Source organism: Nocardioides sp. S5 (genome assembly GCF_017310035.1).
Classification (GTDB): Bacteria; Actinomycetota; Actinomycetes; order Propionibacteriales; family Nocardioidaceae; genus Nocardioides.
Map to the genome: position 1 here is coordinate 794,230 of NZ_CP022296.1, position 18,414 is coordinate 812,643.

General features: G+C 70.9%; 16 protein-coding genes. 14 read left to right on the forward strand and 2 right to left on the reverse strand.

Annotation, left to right across the window (positions count from 1 at the left end; all coding sequences use genetic code 11):
* The first annotated feature begins 27 nt into the window (after positions 1–27).
* The 3 genes from groL (at position 28) to CFI00_RS03985 (ending at position 3,060) form a co-directional block, all read left to right on the forward strand.
* A complete protein-coding gene (gene groL / locus CFI00_RS03975; RefSeq protein WP_207083989.1) occupies positions 28–1,662 on the forward strand; it encodes a chaperonin GroEL in 1,635 nt (544 codons plus the stop codon).
* Positions 1,663–1,786: 124 nt separating this feature from the next.
* The gene (locus CFI00_RS03980) at positions 1,787–2,503 is read left to right on the forward strand and encodes a hypothetical protein (RefSeq protein WP_207083990.1); all 717 of its coding nucleotides are present in this window, start codon (positions 1,787–1,789) and stop codon (positions 2,501–2,503) included.
* Between the two features lie 41 nt (positions 2,504–2,544).
* A complete protein-coding gene (locus CFI00_RS03985; protein ID WP_207083991.1) occupies positions 2,545–3,060 on the forward strand; it encodes a hypothetical protein in 516 nt (171 codons plus the stop codon).
* Positions 3,061–3,073: 13 nt separating this feature from the next.
* Here CFI00_RS03985 and CFI00_RS03990 read toward each other — a convergent pair whose 3' ends face one another.
* Positions 3,074–4,471, reverse strand: a complete 1,398-nt coding sequence (locus tag CFI00_RS03990) for an MFS transporter (protein WP_207083992.1) — start codon at positions 4,469–4,471, stop codon at positions 3,074–3,076.
* A complete protein-coding gene (locus CFI00_RS03995; RefSeq protein ID WP_207083993.1) occupies positions 4,468–5,808 on the reverse strand; it encodes a nitrate/nitrite transporter in 1,341 nt (446 codons plus the stop codon). Before CFI00_RS03995 ends, CFI00_RS03990 begins: the two co-directional genes overlap by 4 nt.
* Positions 5,809–6,030: 222 nt before the next feature.
* On the opposite strand from CFI00_RS03995, the gene CFI00_RS04000 reads away from it, so the two are divergent.
* Genes CFI00_RS04000 through CFI00_RS04050 form a run of 11 tightly spaced genes read left to right on the forward strand, consistent with a single transcriptional unit; the run spans position 6,031 to position 18,408 of the window.
* Complete coding sequence (locus CFI00_RS04000; protein WP_207083994.1) at positions 6,031–9,732, forward strand: nitrate reductase subunit alpha; 3,702 nt, start codon at positions 6,031–6,033, stop codon at positions 9,730–9,732.
* A gap of 20 nt (positions 9,733–9,752) precedes the next feature.
* Positions 9,753–11,417: a nitrate reductase subunit beta gene (gene narH, locus CFI00_RS04005; protein WP_207083995.1), complete on the forward strand. Its 1,665-nt coding sequence runs from the start codon at positions 9,753–9,755 to the stop codon at positions 11,415–11,417.
* Positions 11,417–12,118, forward strand: a complete 702-nt coding sequence (gene narJ / locus CFI00_RS04010) for a nitrate reductase molybdenum cofactor assembly chaperone (protein WP_207083996.1) — start codon at positions 11,417–11,419, stop codon at positions 12,116–12,118. The genes narH and narJ overlap by 1 nt, the downstream gene beginning before the upstream one ends.
* On the forward strand, positions 12,115–12,849 hold the full coding sequence (gene narI, locus CFI00_RS04015; protein ID WP_207083997.1) for a respiratory nitrate reductase subunit gamma: 735 nt from the start codon (positions 12,115–12,117) through the stop codon (positions 12,847–12,849). The genes narJ and narI overlap by 4 nt, the downstream gene beginning before the upstream one ends.
* Positions 12,846–13,316, forward strand: coding sequence for a hemerythrin domain-containing protein (locus tag CFI00_RS04020; RefSeq protein WP_207083998.1), 471 nt, complete (start codon positions 12,846–12,848; stop codon positions 13,314–13,316). The genes narI and CFI00_RS04020 overlap by 4 nt, the downstream gene beginning before the upstream one ends.
* A 35-nt stretch (positions 13,317–13,351) precedes the next feature.
* The gene (locus CFI00_RS04025; RefSeq protein WP_207083999.1) at positions 13,352–13,684 is read left to right on the forward strand and encodes a cupin domain-containing protein; all 333 of its coding nucleotides are present in this window, start codon (positions 13,352–13,354) and stop codon (positions 13,682–13,684) included.
* Between the two features lie 16 nt (positions 13,685–13,700).
* The gene (locus CFI00_RS04030) at positions 13,701–14,246 is read left to right on the forward strand and encodes an NTP transferase domain-containing protein (protein WP_207084000.1); all 546 of its coding nucleotides are present in this window, start codon (positions 13,701–13,703) and stop codon (positions 14,244–14,246) included.
* A gap of 55 nt (positions 14,247–14,301) precedes the next feature.
* The gene (locus CFI00_RS04035) at positions 14,302–15,180 is read left to right on the forward strand and encodes a MoxR family ATPase (RefSeq protein ID WP_242532669.1); all 879 of its coding nucleotides are present in this window, start codon (positions 14,302–14,304) and stop codon (positions 15,178–15,180) included.
* Complete coding sequence (locus CFI00_RS04040; protein WP_207084001.1) at positions 15,177–16,316, forward strand: VWA domain-containing protein; 1,140 nt, start codon at positions 15,177–15,179, stop codon at positions 16,314–16,316. Before CFI00_RS04035 ends, CFI00_RS04040 begins: the two co-directional genes overlap by 4 nt.
* On the forward strand, positions 16,309–17,442 hold the full coding sequence (locus tag CFI00_RS04045) for an XdhC/CoxI family protein (protein WP_207084002.1): 1,134 nt from the start codon (positions 16,309–16,311) through the stop codon (positions 17,440–17,442). The genes CFI00_RS04040 and CFI00_RS04045 overlap by 8 nt, the downstream gene beginning before the upstream one ends.
* Positions 17,443–17,496: 54 nt before the next feature.
* Complete coding sequence (locus CFI00_RS04050; protein WP_207084003.1) at positions 17,497–18,408, forward strand: hypothetical protein; 912 nt, start codon at positions 17,497–17,499, stop codon at positions 18,406–18,408.
* Positions 18,409–18,414 lie beyond the last annotated feature (6 nt).

Sequence of the window (18,414 nt, forward strand, 5' to 3'; positions counted from 1 at the left end):
CTCACGTCGATAGGAATCGCACGCGATATGGCCAAGCTGATTGCTTTCAACGAGGAGGCCCGCCGCGGCCTCGAGCGAGGGATGAACACCCTCGCCGACGCGGTGAAGGTCACCCTCGGCCCCAAGGGCCGCAACGTCGTCCTGGAGAAGAAGTGGGGCGCCCCCACGATCACCAACGACGGTGTCTCGATCGCCAAGGAGATCGAGCTGGAGGACCCCTACGAGAAGATCGGCGCCGAGCTGGTCAAGGAGGTCGCCAAGAAGACCGACGACGTCGCCGGTGACGGCACGACGACGGCCACCGTCCTGGCCCAGGCCATGGTGCGCGAGGGCCTGCGCAACGTCGCGGCCGGCGCGAACCCGATGGGTCTCAAGCGCGGCATCGAGGCCGCCGTCGCCGCCGTGTCCGAGCAGTTGCTCGTGATGGCGAAGGACGTCGAGACCAAGGAGCAGATCGCCTCCACCGCGTCGATCTCCGCCGCTGACACCACCGTCGGCGAGATCATCGCCGAGGCGATGGACAAGGTCGGCAAGGAAGGCGTCATCACCGTCGAGGAGTCCAACACCTTCGGGCTGGACCTCGAGCTGACCGAGGGCATGCGGTTCGACAAGGGCTACATCTCGGCCTACTTCGCCACCGACCTCGAGCGCATGGAGGCCGTGCTGGAGGACCCCTACATCCTCATCGCCAACTCCAAGGTGTCGACGGTCAAGGACCTGCTGCCGCTGCTGGAGAAGGTCATGCAGTCCGGCAAGCCGCTGCTGATCATTGCCGAGGACGTCGACGGCGAGGCGCTGTCGACCCTGGTCGTCAACAAGATCAAGGGCACCTTCCGCTCCGTGGCCGTCAAGGCCCCGGGCTTCGGTGACCGCCGCAAGGCCATGCTGCAGGACATCGCGATCCTCACCGGCGGCCAGGTCATCTCCGAGGAGGTCGGCCTCAAGCTCGAGTCGGCCGGTCTCGAGCTGCTCGGCCAGGCCCGCAAGGTCGTCATCACCAAGGACGAGACCACCATCGTCGAGGGCTCGGGCGACCAGGGCCAGATCGAGGGCCGGGTCAACCAGATCCGCGCCGAGATCGAGAAGTCGGACTCCGACTACGACCGCGAGAAGCTCCAGGAGCGCCTCGCCAAGCTCGCCGGCGGCGTGGCCGTCATCAAGGTCGGCGCGGCCACCGAGGTCGAGCTCAAGGAGCGCAAGCACCGCATCGAGGACGCCGTCCGCAACGCCAAGGCCGCGGTCGAGGAGGGCATCGTCGCCGGAGGCGGCGTGGCGCTCGTCCAGGCTGCTGCCACCGCGTTCGACAAGCTCGACCTGAGCGGTGACGAGGCCACCGGCGCGAACATCGTCCGCGTCGCGACCTCCGCCCCGCTCAAGCAGATCGCCATCAACGCCGGCCTCGAGGGCGGCGTCGTGGCGGAGAAGGTCGCGAACCTGGAGGCCGGTCACGGCCTCAACGCCGCGACCGGGGAGTACGTCGACATGATCGCCGAGGGCATCATCGACCCGGCCAAGGTCACCCGCTCGGCGCTCCAGAACGCCGCGTCGATCGCCGCGCTGTTTCTCACCACCGAGGCCGTCGTGGCCGACAAGCCGGAGAAGGCGCCGGCCATGGGTGGCGGCGACGGCGGCATGGGCGGCATGGGCGGCATGGACTTCTGATCGCCACAGCTCCACAGCATCACCATCAAGGCCCCCGCTCCGGCGGGGGCCTTGTGCCGTTCCGGCACGAGCAGCGCGGGCCGGCCCCCGGCCCCCGCGGGGCACCCGCTGGTATCAATGGCGCATGCGCCTCCCCGTCCCCGGCCCCCGTGACGTGCTCTCCGCCCTCGAAAGGGGAGGCGAGCAGGTCGAGGCGCTCGTCGGGGCCGTGCCGCGCGTGCTCGCCCTGCTCGACCAGGCCGAGGCGCTGGTCGCGCGGGCGTCCGGCATCGTGGACCGTGTGGAAGCGGTCGCGGACGCGGCGACCGCCGAGGTGGCACGCGTGGGTGGGGTCGTGGACCTCGCCACGGCGGAGGTGGCGCGCGTGGGAGGTGTCGCCGACACTGCGACGGCCGAGGTGGCTCGTGTCGGCGCGGTGGTGGACGCGGCGACCGCGGAGGTGTCGCGCGTCGGTGGGGTCGTGGACGCAGCCACCGCCGAGGTGGCTCGCGTCGGCGACGTGGTCGGCGACGCCGGTGTCCTGGTGGGTCGCGCGACGGTGCTGATCGACGCGCTCGAGCCGTCGCTGACGACGCTCGAGCCCACTCTGCGGGCTCTCGCCGACACCACGCACCCGGAGGAGGTCGGGGCACTGGTGACCCTCATCGACCACCTGCCGGCGGTGACGCTGCAGGTCGAGCGCGACATCCTGCCGATCATGGCCACCCTGGGGTCGGTGGCGCCCGACCTCCACGAGCTCCTCGACGTCTCCCGCGAGCTCAACGAGATCCTCGGCAAGATCCCCGGGATCGGGCGCCTGAAGCGGCGGGTCGAGGAGGAGGACGAGGACGGCGACCGGTGAGCGACCGGAACCCGTCGGGCGCTCGTCGCGTCCGAGTGGGTATGAGCCGACAGACCAGCCGAGTCCGCACCCTGCTCGTCGTACCCTTCGTCGTCCTCTCCGGCCTCACGGCCTGCGGCGCCGACGACGACGGTGCCGAGCGCGCGTCGGACGACACCTCGAGCAGCCCGGCCGGAACCGGCACGAGCGAACCCGGCACGGACGACGCAGGCACCCTGGCCCTCACCGCCGACGGTGCTGCGGCCGCCAAGTGCGCGGTCCCGATCCCCGACACGCTGGCCACCTTCGACACCGCCTTCGCCGGGACGGTCACCGCCCTCGACGACGGCACGGCGACGCTGAGCGTCGACGAGTGGTACGCCGGGGGCGAGGGCGCGGAGACCGTGACCGTCACCTCGCCGAGCGAGCAGCTGCAGGACCTGCTGCTGGCCGTCGACTTCCAGGAGGGCCGTTCCTACCTCGTGAGCGCCGACGGTGACCGGGTGACGCTCTGCGGCTACACCGGTGAGGACAGCCCCGAGATGCAGGCGCTCTACGACGAGGCCTTCGGGGGCTGATCCTCCGTCCGCGTCAGCTCGGCTTGGGAGCTCCCTTGCGGGCGTAGCGGCTCCAGGTGATGGCCACGCACATCACCGCCCACGCGATCCCGATGGCGTAGAACGTCGTCGGGCCCAGCGTGGTGACCCCGATCCCGAAGAAGAACGGGCCGAAGGCAGCGATCGCGGCGGTCCAGCCGATCACGCCGCCTGCCTGCCGCTTCTCGAAGATCATCGGCATCTGCTTGAACGTCGAGGCATTGCCGATGCCGGCGAAGAGGAAGATGGCGAGCATCCCCCACAGGAACTGGTCGAAGCCGCTCTCCAACGCGGCGGCCGAGCTGGTGTCCGGGGTCAGGGCGGGAAGGGTGAAGGCGATCGAGACGATCAGTCCCACGCCCGAGACGAGCGTCCACACCGCCCCGCCCGTCCGGTCCGTCAACGGCGCGAAGAGCACCCGCGCCCCGGCTCCGACCAGCGGCCCGAGGAAGACGTACTTCACGACGTCGGGCACGGCGTAGCCGTCGATGAGCACCTGTGCCTCGGCGCCGGTGCCGGAGACGATGTCGGCGTTGCCGATGCCGTAGAGGTTCGCCATGAGGAGGCCGAACTGCGCGGCCAGGCCGGAGAACGTGCCGAACGTCATGATGTAGAGCAGCGTCATCAGCCACGTGTCCACGTTGCCGAAGATGTCGAACTGCTGGCGCACGTTGGCCTTGATCGGCACCGACTTGAGCATCGTCCAGGCGAGCACCGACGCGAGGACCATCAGGGGGATCCAGATGAACGCGGCGTTCTGGTACCACACGTCCTGGGCCGCGGCGCCCGGCATCGAGATGGACTGGGTGGTGCCGAAGAACGCGAGTGCGGAGAAGCCGATGAAGTACGGCGTGAGCAGCTGCACCGCCGAGACGCCGAAGTTGCCGAGCCCGGCCTGCAGGCCCAGGGCCGTGCCCTGCTTGGACTTCGGGAAGAAGTAGGAGGTGCTGGGCATGAACCCGGAGAACGCGCCACCGCCGATGCCGGCCAGGAAGGCCAGCACCATCAGCTCCCAGTAGGGCGCCGTCGGCTCCTGGACGCGCACCCCCCAGCCCAGCGTGGAGAAGATCAGCAGCAGCGAGGTGAGGGTGACCATCCTGCGCGTCCCCATCAGGGGAGGCAGGACCATCCAGACCAGGCGGAAGAGACCGGCCGAGAGCCCCGGCATCGCTGCCATCCAGTAGAGCTGGTTGGTGCTGAAGCTGTAGCCGAGCGGGTTGAGCTTGGGGATCAGGGCGCTCGGCAGGAACCAGGCGACGAATGCGAGGAACAGCGCGAAGGTGGTCACCCACAGCGTCCGCCACGCGAGCGGCTTGTCCCACGTCTCCTCGTTCTCGGGGTCCCAGGACTCCAGCCACTCTCCGCCGGACCGGGTCTCTCGGGTGGTGCTCATGCCAGTGCCTCCTCAGGCGCTCGGACGGCAGGGGTCTCGGAGTGCGGGCTCTCCAGGTGGCGGGCCAGCTCGGGGGACTCCTGGTGCAGCATGTGGACGACGGTCCAGTGCATCCACGCGGCGCAGACCGCCGTGAGCACGAACAGGACGAAGAAGGTGCTGGACGGGAAACCGGACCAGGACTTGGTGTAGGCGAACAGCGGCGGGAGGACGAAGCCGCCCAGCCCGCCCAGCATCCCCACCAGGCCGCCGACGGCGCCGACGTTGTGCGGGAAGTACTCGGGGATGTGCTTGAAGACGGCTGCCTTGCCGACGCCCATCGCGCAGCCCAGGAGGAAGACCAAGGCTGCGAAGGGGACCAGTCCCAGGGAGTAGGCGAGGTGCTGCGTCTGCGAGCCGTCCGGGTGGCTGATGACGATGTGGCCGTTCGGCATCATCAGCAGCCCGGTCGTGACGAGCATCGCCGCGAAGGTCCAGTACATGACCCGCCGCGCCCCGAACCGGTCGGACAGCGAGCCCCCGAAGGGCCTCAGCAGCGACGCGGGGAAGATGTAGCTGGCCGTGAGCAGCGCGGCGGTCTGCAGCGTCACGTCGAAGTTGTCCATGTAGTAGGTGGGCAGCCACGCAGCCAGGGCGACGTACGCGCCGAAGACGGCCACGTAGTAGAGGCTGAAGCGCCACACCCGGAGCTGGCGCAGCGGCCGCCCTTGGTCGCGCAGCGGCTGCCCGGTCCCGGGAGCCCGGTCCTCGCTGGGGGTGCCGAACCACAGCAGCGCAGCCATCGCGACGAGCAGGACGGCGTAGACCACCGGCACCAGCCGCCACCCACCGTCGACGAACCCGAAGTAGGTCGCCCCGGCGGTGCCGGCGATCAGCGGCGGTCCGATGAACTTGGTGACGGAGGCGCCGACGTTGCCGGCGCCGAAGAGGCCGAGGGCGAAGCCCTGGTGCTCGCGCGGCTGCCACGCCGAGTTCCAGGCGATGCCGGCGGAGAAGGCGTTGCCGGCGAAGCCGACGAGGAAGGCGAGCACGAGGAGCATCGCGTAGGACTCGACGCGGGAGACCAGGAAGGCCGGCACGGCGGTCGCGAGCAGCAGGGCAGTCAGCACCTTGCGGCCGCCGATCCGGTCCGTGAGCATGCCTGTCGGCAGCCGCCACAGCGACCCGTTCAGCGCCGCCACCGCGACCACCCATGAGAGCTGGACCTCGGTCAGCCCGAACTCCGTCTGGATCGGTTTGCCGAGGATGCCGAACATCAGCCACACGGCGAACATCAGCGTGAACGCCACCGTGGACAGCCACAGCACCCGGCTCCGACCAGTGGTCGTCTCGCTCATCTGGGTCCCTTCGGGTCGAGGCGGACGCTGTCCACCATGGCGGAATCTAGGACGGTTTGGAACCGTCTCGACATCTGTCGGGACCTAGGTCCCGGATGAGCGGGACCTAGTCCCTCACTCGGTCGAGGGGGTGGCCGGAGACCGATCGGTCCCCCTAGGGTCGAGCTGCGGGGTCGCCCCGCCGTGCGTGCTGAGCAGACCATCGGACCGAAAGGCGTCCACGTGACCGACCTCGACAACCAGCTCCAGAGGGCCCTCATCGGGACCCGTCGCTTCTTCACCAAGGCCGAGGTCAGCGACGACCAGCGCACCCTGCACAAGAAGGGCGGTCGTGAGGGCGACGTGTTCTACCGGGACCGGTGGAGCCACGACAAGGTGGTCCGGTCGACGCACGGGGTGAACTGCACCGGGTCGTGCTCGTGGAAGGTCTACGTCAAGGACGGGATCATCACCTGGGAGGCCCAGCAGACCGACTACCCGAGCGCCGGGGCCGACCGTCCCGAGTACGAGCCCCGCGGCTGCCCGCGCGGCGCCGCCTTCAGCTGGTACACCTACAGCCCGACCCGGGTGCGCTACCCCTACGTCCGCGGCGTGCTCCTCGACCTCTACCGCGCCGCCAAGCAGCAGCACGGCGACCCGGTCGTGGCCTGGGGCTCGATCGTGCAGGACGAGGAGAAGACGCGCCTCTACAAGTCGGCGCGCGGCAAGGGGGGCCTGGTGCGGGCCTCGTGGGACGAGGTGGCCGAGATCGTGGCGGCCGCGCACGTCTACACGGTCAAGCGCTGGGGTCCGGACCGGATCGCCGGGTTCTCTCCGATCCCCGCCATGTCACCGGTCTCCTACACCTCCGGCGCGCGGTTCCTCGAGCTCATCGGCGCCCCGATGCTGTCGTTCTACGACTGGTACGCCGACCTCCCCAACGCCTCGCCGCAGATGTTCGGCGACCAGACCGATGTTCCGGAGTCGGGCGACTGGTGGGACGCGGGCTACCTGATGATGTGGGGCTCCAACGTCCCGACGACGCGTACGCCGGACGCGCACTGGATGACCGAGGCGCGCTACCGCGGCCAGAAGGTCATCGCCGTCGCGCCCGACTACGCCGAGAGCGTGAAGTTCGCCGACGAGTGGGTCAGCCCGGCGCCCGGCACCGACGGTGCGCTCGCGATGGGGATGGGGCACGTCATCCTCAAGGAGTTCTTCGTCGACGCCACCACGCCCTTCTTCGCCGACTACACCAAGCAGTTCACCGACCTGCCGCACCTGGTGTGCCTCGAGCCCTCTGCTGACGGGTCCTACCGCCCCGGCAAGTTCCTCGTCGAGGGCGACCTCGGCGGGACGAGCGAGAACGCCATGTGGAAGCCCGCGCTCATCGACGCCGGCACCGGCGAGGTGCGGATCCCGCACGGCTCGATCGGCGACCGCTTCGGCGAGGAGGGCATGGGGAAGTGGAACCTCGAGCTGGGCGACATCGACCCGGCGCTGAGCATGTACCGCGACCACCAGGGCGGCACCCGCGAGGCCGTCGAGGTCGAGCTCCCGCGCTTCGACGCGGCCGACGGCAAGGTCGTCCACGAGCGCCGCGGCGTCCCCGTCGCCCGGGTCGGTGACCGGGTCGTCACCACCGTGCTCGACCTGCTGCTCGCCCAGTACGGCGTGGCGCGCGAGGGCCTGCCGGGCCAGTGGCCGCGCACCGACGAGTCGGACCCGCACGGCTACGACGACCCGGCCGTGCCGGCCACCCCGGCGTGGCAGGAGCAGCACACCGGTGTCCCCGCGAGCCAGGTCACCCGCCTGGCGCGGGAGTGGGCGCAGAACGCCATCGACAGCAAGGGCCGCGGGATGATCCTGCTGGGGGCGGGGGTCAACCACTGGTTCCACTCCGACCAGATCTACCGCGCGATCCTGCTGCTCACCACGATCACCGGCACGCAGGGCCGCAACGGCGGCGGCTGGGCGCACTACGTCGGGCAGGAGAAGATCCGGCCGATCATGGGGTTCCAGCACATGGCGTTCGCGCTGGACTGGCACCGCCCGCCGCGTCACATGAACCAGACCGCCTACTGGTACGTCAACACCTCCCAGTACCGCTACGACACGTTCAGCGCCGACGACCTCGACGCCGGGACCGGCGTCTTCGCGGGGAGGTCGGTGATGGACCTGCTGGCCCAGTCGGTCCGGCTCGGGTGGTCGCCGTCGTACCCGACGTTCGACCGCAGCAGCCTGCAGCTCGCCGACGACGCGGAGGCCGCCGGGATGGACGCGCCTTCCTACGTCGCCTCCGAGCTGAAGGCCGGCACCCTCCGCTTCGCGGTGGAGGACCCCGAGCACGAGGACAACCACCCTCGGGTCCTGTCGCTGTGGCGCTCGAACCTGCTGGGCTCCTCGGCCAAGGGCAACGAGTACTTCCTGCGTCACCTGCTCGGCACCGACTCGGCCGCGACCGCGGTGGAGGCGCCGCCCGACAAGCGGCCGCAGGACGTGGTGTGGGCCGAGAAGGCGGCCGAGGGCCGCCTCGACCTGCTGATGACGATCGACTTCCGGATGACCTCGTCGACGATCTTCAGCGACGTCGTGCTGCCGGCGGCGACCTGGTACGAGAAGCACGACCTGTCGACCACCGACATGCACCCGTTCGTGCACTCGTTCAACCCCGCCATCGCGCCGCCGTGGCAGACCAAGTCCGACTGGGACACCTGGAAGGTCATCGCGAAGAAGTTCTCCGAGCTGGCCGTGGACCACCTGGGGACGCGCAAGGACGTGATCGCCAAGCCGCTGTGGCACGACACCCCGGAGGCGATGGCGAGCGAGCACGGCGTGGTGCAGGACTGGAAGACCGGCGAGGTCGACCCGGTGCCGGGCAAGACCATGCCGGTGATCGCGGTCGCCGAGCGTGACTACACCGCGATCTTCGAGAAGATGACCTCCATCGGTCCGCTGCTGGAGAAGGTGGGCATGCTGACCAAGGGCGTGGCGTACGACGTCAAGCGCGAGGTCGAGATCCTGCGCCGTCGCAACGGTGTCGTGCGTGGAGGAGCAGGGGACGGGCAGCCCAAGGTCGAGACCGACATCCAGATGGCCGACGCGATGCTCCACCTCGCGGGGGTCTCCAACGGCCACCTCGCCACGCAGGGCTTCCGGTTCCTGGAGAAGCGGACCGGCACGGAGCTCGCCGACCTCGCTGCCGAGCACGAGGGCAAGCAGATCACCTTCGCCGACACGCAGGTCGCGCCGGTGCCGGTGATCACCTCGCCGGAGTGGTCCGGCTCGGAGTCGGGCGGGCGGCGCTACAGCCCCTTCACGATCAACATCGAGCGGAAGAAGCCGTTCCACACCCTCACTGGTCGCCAGCAGTTCTACGTCGACCACGACTGGTTCCTGGGGATGGGCGAGATGCTCCCGGTCTACCGGCCGCCGCTCAACATGACGGCGCTGTTCGGCGAGACCCCCATCGGCGAGCAGAACGAGCTCGGCGTCTCGGTGCGCTACCTGACCCCGCACAACAAGTGGTCGATCCACTCCGAGTACCAGGACAACCTGTTCATGCTGTCGCTCTCGCGCGGCGGGCAGTCGGTCTGGGTCTCGGACCGGGACGCGGCCAAGGTGGGGATCAAGGACAACGACTGGATCGAGATGGTCAACCGCAACGGCGTCGTCGCTGCGCGGGCCATCGTGAGCCACCGGATGCCCGAGGGCACGGTCTACATGCACCACGCCCAGGACCGGCTGATCGACGTGCCCCTCACCGAGCGCGACGGCAAGCGCGGAGGCATCCACAACAGCCTCACGCGCGTGCTGATGAAGCCCAACCACATCGTCGGCGGCTATGCCCAGCTCGCCTACTTCTTCAACTACATCGGACCGATCGGCAACAACCGCGACGAGGTCACGATGATCCGCAAGCGGACCGCCCCGGTCGAGTACTGAGCGGACGAGGAGCAACTGACATGCGCGTGATGGCTCAGATGGCCATGGTGATGAACCTCGACAAGTGCATCGGGTGCCACACCTGCTCGGTGACCTGCAAGCAGGCCTGGACCAACCGGACCGGCACCGAGTACGTCTGGTTCAACAACGTCGAGACCCGACCCGGTCTCGGCTACCCCAGGACGTACGAGGACCAGGACGAGTGGCAGGGCGGATGGGTGCGCAAGCCCAACGGGCGGCTGGAGCTCCGCGCGGGTGGCCGGTGGAAGAAGCTGCTCACGATCTTCTCCAACCCCAAGCTGCCCTCGATCGAGGACTACTACGAGCCCTGGACCTACGACTACGAGACCCTGCTCAACTCGCCGCAGACCGACACGTTCCCGGTGGCCCGGCCCAAGAGCCTGATCTCCGGCAAGAACATGAACGTCGAGTGGTCGGCCAACTGGGACGACGACCTCGGCGGCTCGCTGGAGCACGCGGCGCGCGACGTGATGTTCAAGGGCATCGAGGACAAGGTCAAGCTCGAGTTCGAGGAGACCTTCATGTTCTACCTGCCGCGCATCTGCGAGCACTGCCTCAACCCCTCCTGCGCCGCGTCGTGCCCCAGCGGCGCGATCTACAAGCGCGAGGAGGACGGCATCGTCCTGGTCGACCAGGACCGCTGCCGCGGCTGGCGGATGTGCGTCTCGGGCTGCCCGTACAAGAAGGTCTACTTCAACCACAAGACCGGCAAGGCCGAGAAGTGCACGTTCTGCTACCCGCGCATCGAGGTCGGGATCCCGACCGTGTGCTCGGAGACCTGTGTGGGTCGGCTGCGCTACATCGGGCTGATGCTCTACGACGCCGACGCGGTCCTCGAGGCTGCCGCGGTCGAGGACGAGCACGCCCTCTACGAGGCGCAGCGCAAGGTCTTCCTCGACCCGCGGGACCCCGAGGTCGAGCGAGCGGCCCTCGCCGCGGGCATCGAGGCGGACTGGGTCGAGGCGGCGAAGAAGTCGCCGGTGCTGCGGCTGATCACCGACTACAAGGTCGCCCTGCCCCTGCACCCGGAGTACCGCACGATGCCGATGGTCTGGTACATCCCGCCGTTGTCGCCCGTGGTGGACGTGGTCAAGGAGACCGGCGTGGACGCGGAGGACCGGGGCAACCTGTTCGCCGCGATTGACACCCTGCGGATCCCCGTCGAGTACCTCGCCAACCTCTTCACCGCGGGCGACGTCGAGCCCGTGACCGGGGTGCTCAAGAAGCTCGCCGCGATGCGGTCCTACATGCGCGACATCAACCTGGGGCGTGAGACCGACCCGTCCATCCCTGCCGCCGTCGGCATGACGGAGGAGGAGATGTACGAGATGTTCCGCCTGCTGGCGATCGCCAAGTACGCCGATCGCTACGTCATCCCTCCGGCCCACGCGGAGCAGGCCCACGCGCTCGAGGAGCTGGCCACCGACTGCTCGGTCGACTTCGACGCCGCCGGCTCGTACTACGACCAGGCGCTGCTGGGCGAGGGTGCGGGCTACCCGACGCCGGTCGCGGTCGAGAACTTCCGGATGCTCCAGGACCGGCAGACCGCCGACACGGTCGCCTCGCCGGACGACAAGTCGTCGCGGGTGAACCTCCTCAACTGGGACGGCAAGGGGACACCCGAGGGGCTGTTCCCGGCCCGCGGCGACGGAGAGGCGCAGTGATGTTCCGGCGCAGGGGGACGGCCGCCCGTGACGAGGAAGCCGCCCGGGTCTGGGCCGTCTGCTCGGCGCTCCTGGACTACCCGACCGAGGAGCTGGTCTCCTCCCTCGACGAGCTCGAGGCACTGGTCCCCGGCGACCCCCACCTCGTCCCGCTCATCGAGAGCATGCGGGGGCGGACCCTCGCAGAGCTGCAGCAGGACTACGTCGCCACCTTCGACCACACCCGCAAGTGCGCGCTCTACCTCACCTACTTCGCCTACGGCGACACCCGCAGGCGGGGCGCGGCGCTCGTGGCCTTCAAGGAGGCCTACCGCCGCGGGGGCGTCGAGTGGTCCGAGGAGCACGGCGAGCTGCCCGACCACCTGTGTGCGGTCCTGCAGTTCGGCGCCACGGCGGACGCCACGATCGCCCGGCAGCTGCTCGAGGACCACCGAGCGGGTGTGGAGATGCTGCGCATCGCGCTCGCCGGCTGGCGCAACGACGACGGCTCGGTGGGCTCGCCGTGGGCGGGTGCCCTGGCGGCCGTCTCGGGCACCCTGCGCGAGCTGGCCGGCGACGAGGCCGAGGCCGTGCGCCGGTTGGTCGAGCAGGGCCCGCCCGCAGAAGAGGTCGGGCTCTCCGGCTACGGGGCCGACCCGGCACTGTCCACCGGACCGGCACTCATCTCGACCGCCACGATCCCCGTAGGAGCCCCCCGATGACCGTCTTCCTCTGGGTGATCGTCCCCTACCTGTGCCTCGCGGTCTTCGCGGTCGGTCACCTGTGGCGCTACCGCTACGACAAGTTCGGCTGGACCACGCGCTCCTCCCAGCTCTACGAGGACCGGCTCCTGCGGCTGGGCTCGCCGCTGTTCCACTTCGGGATGCTGGGCGTGGTCGGCGGGCACGTCATCGGCCTGCTCGTCCCACGGTCGTGGACCGAGGCAGTCGGGATCGACGACCACCTCTACCACTACGCCGCCGTCGGCGGCGGGCTCGTCGCCGGCTTCATGGCGCTGGTGGGCATGGTGATCCTGATCTACCGCCGTCGCACCGTCGGGCCGGTGTTCTCCGCCACCACGGTGATGGACAAGGTGATGTACGCCTTCCTGGCCGCCGCCATCGTGCTGGGCATGTGGAACACCATCGCGGGGTCGATCTTCAGCCTCGGCGGTGAGTACAACTACCGCGAGGGCGTCTCGGTCTGGTACCGCTCGTTCCTGGCCTTCCAGCCCGACGCCGAGCTCATGGCCGAGGCCCCGATCGGGTTCAAGCTCCACGCCCTCGTCGCGTTCGGGCTCTTCGCCCTCTGGCCGTTCACCCGGCTCGTGCACGTGTTCAGCGCCCCGCTGGGCTACGTCACCAGGCCCTACATCGTCTATCGCTCCCGCGACTCCCGCCCCGGTCAGCCCGGCAGCACCCCGACCCGGCGCGGCTGGGACCGGGTGGGGTGAGGCGAGTGTGCGAGTACTGCGGCTGTCGCACGGTCCCGGCCGTCCGCGAGCTGATGGAGGAGCACGACGCGATCATCGAGGACGCGGGCGACGTGCGCACCGCGCTTCTCTCCGGTGACCGGGCCGCGACCGTCGCCCGGCTGGAGCATCTCGCCAGCCATCTGGACCCGCACGTCCACCGTGAGGAGGTCGGCATCTTCGCTGCGCTCCGCGCCCAGGGGGACTGGAGCGAGGAGGTCGCCGAGCTCGAGGGCGAGCACCGCGACCTCGACGGCGCGATCGCGCAGCTCGACCCCACGGACCCCTCCTTCGGCACCCGGGTCCTGGCGTTCCTGGAGTCACTCGAGGAGCACGTCGAGCGCGAGAACCTCGGGATCTTCCCGGTCTCGGTGGTCACCCTGGGGGCCTCGGGGTGGGACACCGTGGCTGAGGCGCACCGCGAGACGCCGACGTTCCTGACCACCTGAGCCCATCGCCACCGAGTCACGTGAGGACACCGCACATGGAATCGACGTCCCTGACCAGCCTGGTCGACAGCCAGATCGCCGAGGCCCGGGAGGCGAGCAGCGGGCGGGCGGCGGTGACCGTCTTCGGAGGGCGCGAGCACGACCTCCGCCAGACCCTGATCGCCCTCGCGGCCGGCCGATCCCTCGGCGAGCACGAGGCGCCGGGGGAGGCGACCCTGCAGGTCCTCCTCGGCGAGGTGCGGCTCACGGCCGGTGAGGACGTGTGGGAGGGCAGCGCCGGCGACCACCTGGTGATCCCGCCGCACCGCCACGACCTGCACGCCGTGACCGACGCTGCGGTGCTGCTCACCGTCGCGTCGCGCGCCTGACCCGTAGCGTGGCCCCATGACGGTGGGGCTGTTGCTGGCGGCGGGTGCGGGCACGCGCTTCGGCGGCCCGAAGGCGCTGGCCCGCGAGCCCGACGGCACGTCGTGGCTGCTCCGCTCCGTGCAGGCGCTGCGGCCCTGCGCCGAGATCGTGGTCGTGCTCGGCGCCGAGGCGGAGCGGGCCGCCGCGCTGCTGCCGATGTCGGTCTCGCGGATCCGCGCCGACGACTGGGCCGAGGGGATGGGCGCCTCGTTGCGCGCCGGGCTCCTCGCCCTCGACCCGACCGACCACGACGTCGCGCTCGTGTCGCTGGTCGACCTGCCCGACGTCGACGCGGCCGTCGTGGCCCGCCTCGTCGCTGCGGCCACGGGGCCCGACGTCCTCGCGCGGGCGGCGTACGACGGGGTGCCGGGGCACCCGGTGCTGCTCGGGCGCGACCACTGGTCCGGGGTGGTCGAGACCTCGGCCGGTGACCGTGGGGCGCGTGACTACCTCGCCTCCCACGAGGTCGCGCTGGTCGAGTGCGGCGACCTGGCCACGGGCGCCGACGTCGACGCGCGCTGAGGCTCCGTCCGGCGACCCAACGTCCGGCCAACGTGCCGGGTCGTAGCCTGACGCCATGGACCAAGGCATGGACTCCGCCGCAGACGTGGCCGCCCGGCTCGGCGCCACGGGGTACCTCGCCGACCAGGAGCTGGCCACGGTCGTCTTCCTGGCCTCGCGGATGCAGCGCCCGCTGCTGCTGGAGGGCGAGCCGGGCACCGGCAAGACCGCCCTCGCCGAGGCCCTCGCGCAGAGCCTCGACCTGCCGCTGGTCCGGCTGCAGTGCTACGAGGGGATCGACGCCAGCCAGGCGCTCTACGACTGGGACTTCCCGCGCCAGATCCTGCACCTGCGCGCCCTCGAGGCCGCCGGCGACGTGGACTCCGACGAGGCCGAGAAGAGCCTGTACGACGAGCGCTTCCTGCTCGCGCGACCGGTGCTCGCCGCGCTGCGCCAGGCGCCGGCGGTGCTGCTGGTCGACGAGGTGGACCGCGCCGACGACGAGTTCGAGGCGTTCCTGCTCGAGGTGCTCTCGACGTGGCAGGTCACCATCCCCGAGTTCGGCACGGTCACGGCGCCCGAGCCCCCTCTGGTGGTGCTCACCTCCAACCGCACGCGCGAGCTGCACGACGCGCTGAAGCGGCGCTGCCTCTACCACTGGATCGACCACCCGGGCCTGGACCGGGAGGTGCAGATCGTCCGCTCGCGCGCCCCCGAGGTCAGCGAGACCCTGGCACGCCAGGTCGTCGGCCTGGTCCAGCAGCTGCGCGCCCGCGACGACCTGCTCAAGCCGCCGGGCGTCGCGGAGACGCTCGACTGGGCGCGGGCGCTGACCTACCTCGGGGCCGCCGAGCTCGACCTGGCGTCCGCCGCCGCGACCCTCGGCGCGCTGCTGAAGTATCGCGAGGACGCCGACCGGGTGAAGGCCGCGCTGGACCGGATGCTGACGAGATGAGCCGACTGTCGACCACCGCCGAGCCGCACGCCGCGGACGAGGTCCTGCTGGGCTTCGCGCGGGCCCTGCGCGCCTCCGGCGTCGCGGTGACGCAGGACCGGGCGATGGGCTACCTCACCGCCGTCGCCGAGGTGGGTGCCGACGACCGCCAGGCGACCTACTGGGCCGGGCGCGCGACCCTGTGCGGCTCGCCCGACGACCTGGCCCGCCACGACCAGGTCTTCGCCGCCTGGTTCGACGCGCGCGACGGCCTGCCGACCGCCCGGCCGCGGGAGGCGTCGCAGCCGGCGACGGCCCACATGCTGCCCGACACCGAGACCGGTGGCGGTGGTGACGACGAGGACGCCGACGTGGTGCGGGCCGCGGCCTCGGCGGCGGAGGTGCTCCGCCACCGCGACGTGGCCTCGCTCGACGCTGCCGAGAAGCGGCGCCTGGCCGGGATGTTCGTCCGGCTCTCGCTGCGCCCGCCGAGTCGGCGTACGGCCCGGCACCGGAGGTGGCACCGCGGCCAGCTCGACGCCTCGCGGACCCTGCGCCACTCGCTGCGCCAGATGGGGGAGCCCGGCGAGATCGCCTGGCGCCGCCGCGGCACCCGGCCGCGCCGGGTGGTGCTGCTGCTTGACGTGAGCGGCTCGATGACGGCGTACGCCGACGCGCTGCTGCGCCTGTCCCACCGGCTGACCCAGTCGGCGCGCGCGGGGGGCGGCACGGTGGAGACCTTCACCGTCGGCACCCGGCTCACCCACCTCACGCGAGCCCTGCGCTCGCCCGACCCCGACCGCGCCCTCGCCGCGGCCGGTGAGGTGGTCCCGGACTGGTCCGGCGGCACGCGCCTGGGCGAGACCCTGCAGGTCTTCCTCGACCGCTGGGGCCAGCGCGGGATGGCCCGCGGTGCGGTGGTGGTCGTCTTCAGCGACGGGTGGGAGCGCGGCGACGCGGCCCTGCTCGGCGAGCAGATGGCCAGGCTCCAGCGCATCGCCCACCGCGTCGTGTGGGTCAACCCGCACCGCGGCAAGGCGGGCTACGAGCCGCTCCAGGGCGGCGTCGTGGCGGCGCTGCCCCACTGCGACGACTTCCTCGCCGGGCACTCCCTGGCGACCTTCGCCGACCTCACGGAGGTGATCGCACGTGCGTGACGTGCTGCCCGAGCTGATGCAGTGGTGGGAGGCCGGCGAGACGATCGGCGTCGGCACCGTGGTCGCGACCTTCCGGTCCGCGCCCCGCCCCGCCGGCGCCTCGATGCTGGTCGGTCCCGACGAGTCGGCGGTCGGCTCGGTGTCCGGCGGCTGCGTCGAGGGCGCGGTCTACGAGCTCGCCCAGACGGTGGTGGCCTCGGGGGAGCCGGTGCTGGAGAGGTACGGCGTCTCCGACGACGACGCCTTCGCGGTCGGGCTGACCTGCGGCGGGATCCTCGACGTCTTCGTCGAGCAGGTCTCGCGCGAGACGTTTCCGCAGCTCGGCGACGTGGCCGCCGACATCGAGGCCGGGCGCCCGGTCGCGCTCGCGACCGTCATCGAGCACCCCGACCCGGCGTGGGTGGGCCGTCGCATGGTCGTACGCCCGGACGTCCCCGCCGACGGCAGCCTCGGCTCGCCGCGGGCCGACGCGGCCGTCCACGACGATGCCCTCGGCCTGCTCGCCGCCGGCACCAATGCGACGCTGACCTACGGCCCCGACGGCGAGCGCCGCGGAGAGGGGATGCGGGTCTTCGTGTGGGGCTTCGCCCCCAAGCCGCGGATGCTGGTCTTCGGGGCCATCGACTTCGCCGCCGCCGTCGCCAAGGTGGGGTCGTTCCTCGGCTACCACGTCACGGTGTGCGACGCGCGCCCCGTCTTCGCGACCAGCTCGCGGTTCCCGGGCGCCGACGAGGTGGTCGTCGACTGGCCGCACCGCTACCTCCGCGCCGAGCTCGACGCCGGACGCATCGACCGCCGCACCGTCCTGGCGGTCCTCACCCACGACCCCAAGTTCGACGTGCCGCTGCTCGAGGTCGCGCTGCGGCTCGACGACGACGTCCGCCCGGGCTACATCGGGGCCATGGGCTCGCGGCGTACGCACGACGAGCGGATGGCGCGTCTGGTCGAGGCCGGTCTCGGCGAGGCCGAGCTCGCGCTGCTCTCCTCACCGATCGGCCTCGACCTGGGGGCGCGTACGCCCGAGGAGACGGCGGTGTCGATCGCCGCGGAGATCGTGGCCCGCCAGTGGGGCGGGTCGGGGGAGCGGCTCGCTGCGACCGAGGGCCGCATCCACCACGACGACTGACGACCTCGGGCGGCGACTTGGTCCTTTCGGGTGAACCCGCCTATGGTCTCCGGGATGTTTTCCCCCGCCGCGTTGCCCCGTGTCCTCGTCCGGTCGACCGCACTCGTCCTCGCGGCCCTGCTGCTGATCACCGGTGTGTCGCCGGGTGCGTCGGCAGCCGAGGCGCGTGAGCAGGCGCGTGAGCAGGAGCGCTCGCAGGCCGCCGCCGCGGGCCCCGCTGGCCGATTCACCGTGGCCACGCTCAACCTCCGCAAGGGGATGAGGGTGCCCGGGATGCGTCACGACATCGGTCGGGTCCTCAGCGGCGGGGCCTCGGTCATCGGGTTCCAGGAGCGCCTGTTCAGCCGGCCTGCGCTGCGTGCGTCGCTGCCGAAGTCGTGGACGCTGCTGATGCCCGACGGTCCGACCGGCACGGACGACAACCCGATCGCGTTCGACAAGGACGTCTGGGAGCTCGAGAAGACCTGGTCGGCCCTCCTCACCGGCAAGACCTGGCGGCGTCAGACCGGTCAGATCGCCCACGACCAGTACGGCGTGGTGGCGGTGCTCAGGCACCGCGCGAGCGGTCACGTCATCCGCGCGATGAGCTTCCACCTGCCCAACCACCTCCACAACCGCCGCACCGGCGGGCCCAACTACGCCAACCGCGGCGGCGTGCAGGCCATGTGGCGGATGGCGGCCCGGGTCCGCTTCATCGCCCAGGACGCTCCCGAGGCGCACCAGTTCGTCGGGCTGTGCGACTGCAACGTCACCGAGAACCGCGACACCACCGACCACCTCGTGAAGGGCCGGATCACCCGGCCGCTGCGCCTGGAGACCAACTACACCGGTCGCAAGGGCGGGTCGGGCATCGACTACGTGATGGGCGAGCGCGCCTCGGAGTTCCGCATCCGTTCCTTCCGCTCCTACCGCGACCTGGTCACCGACCACCCCGGCATCGTCGCCACCTTCGCGCGCAAGCGCTGACTCGCG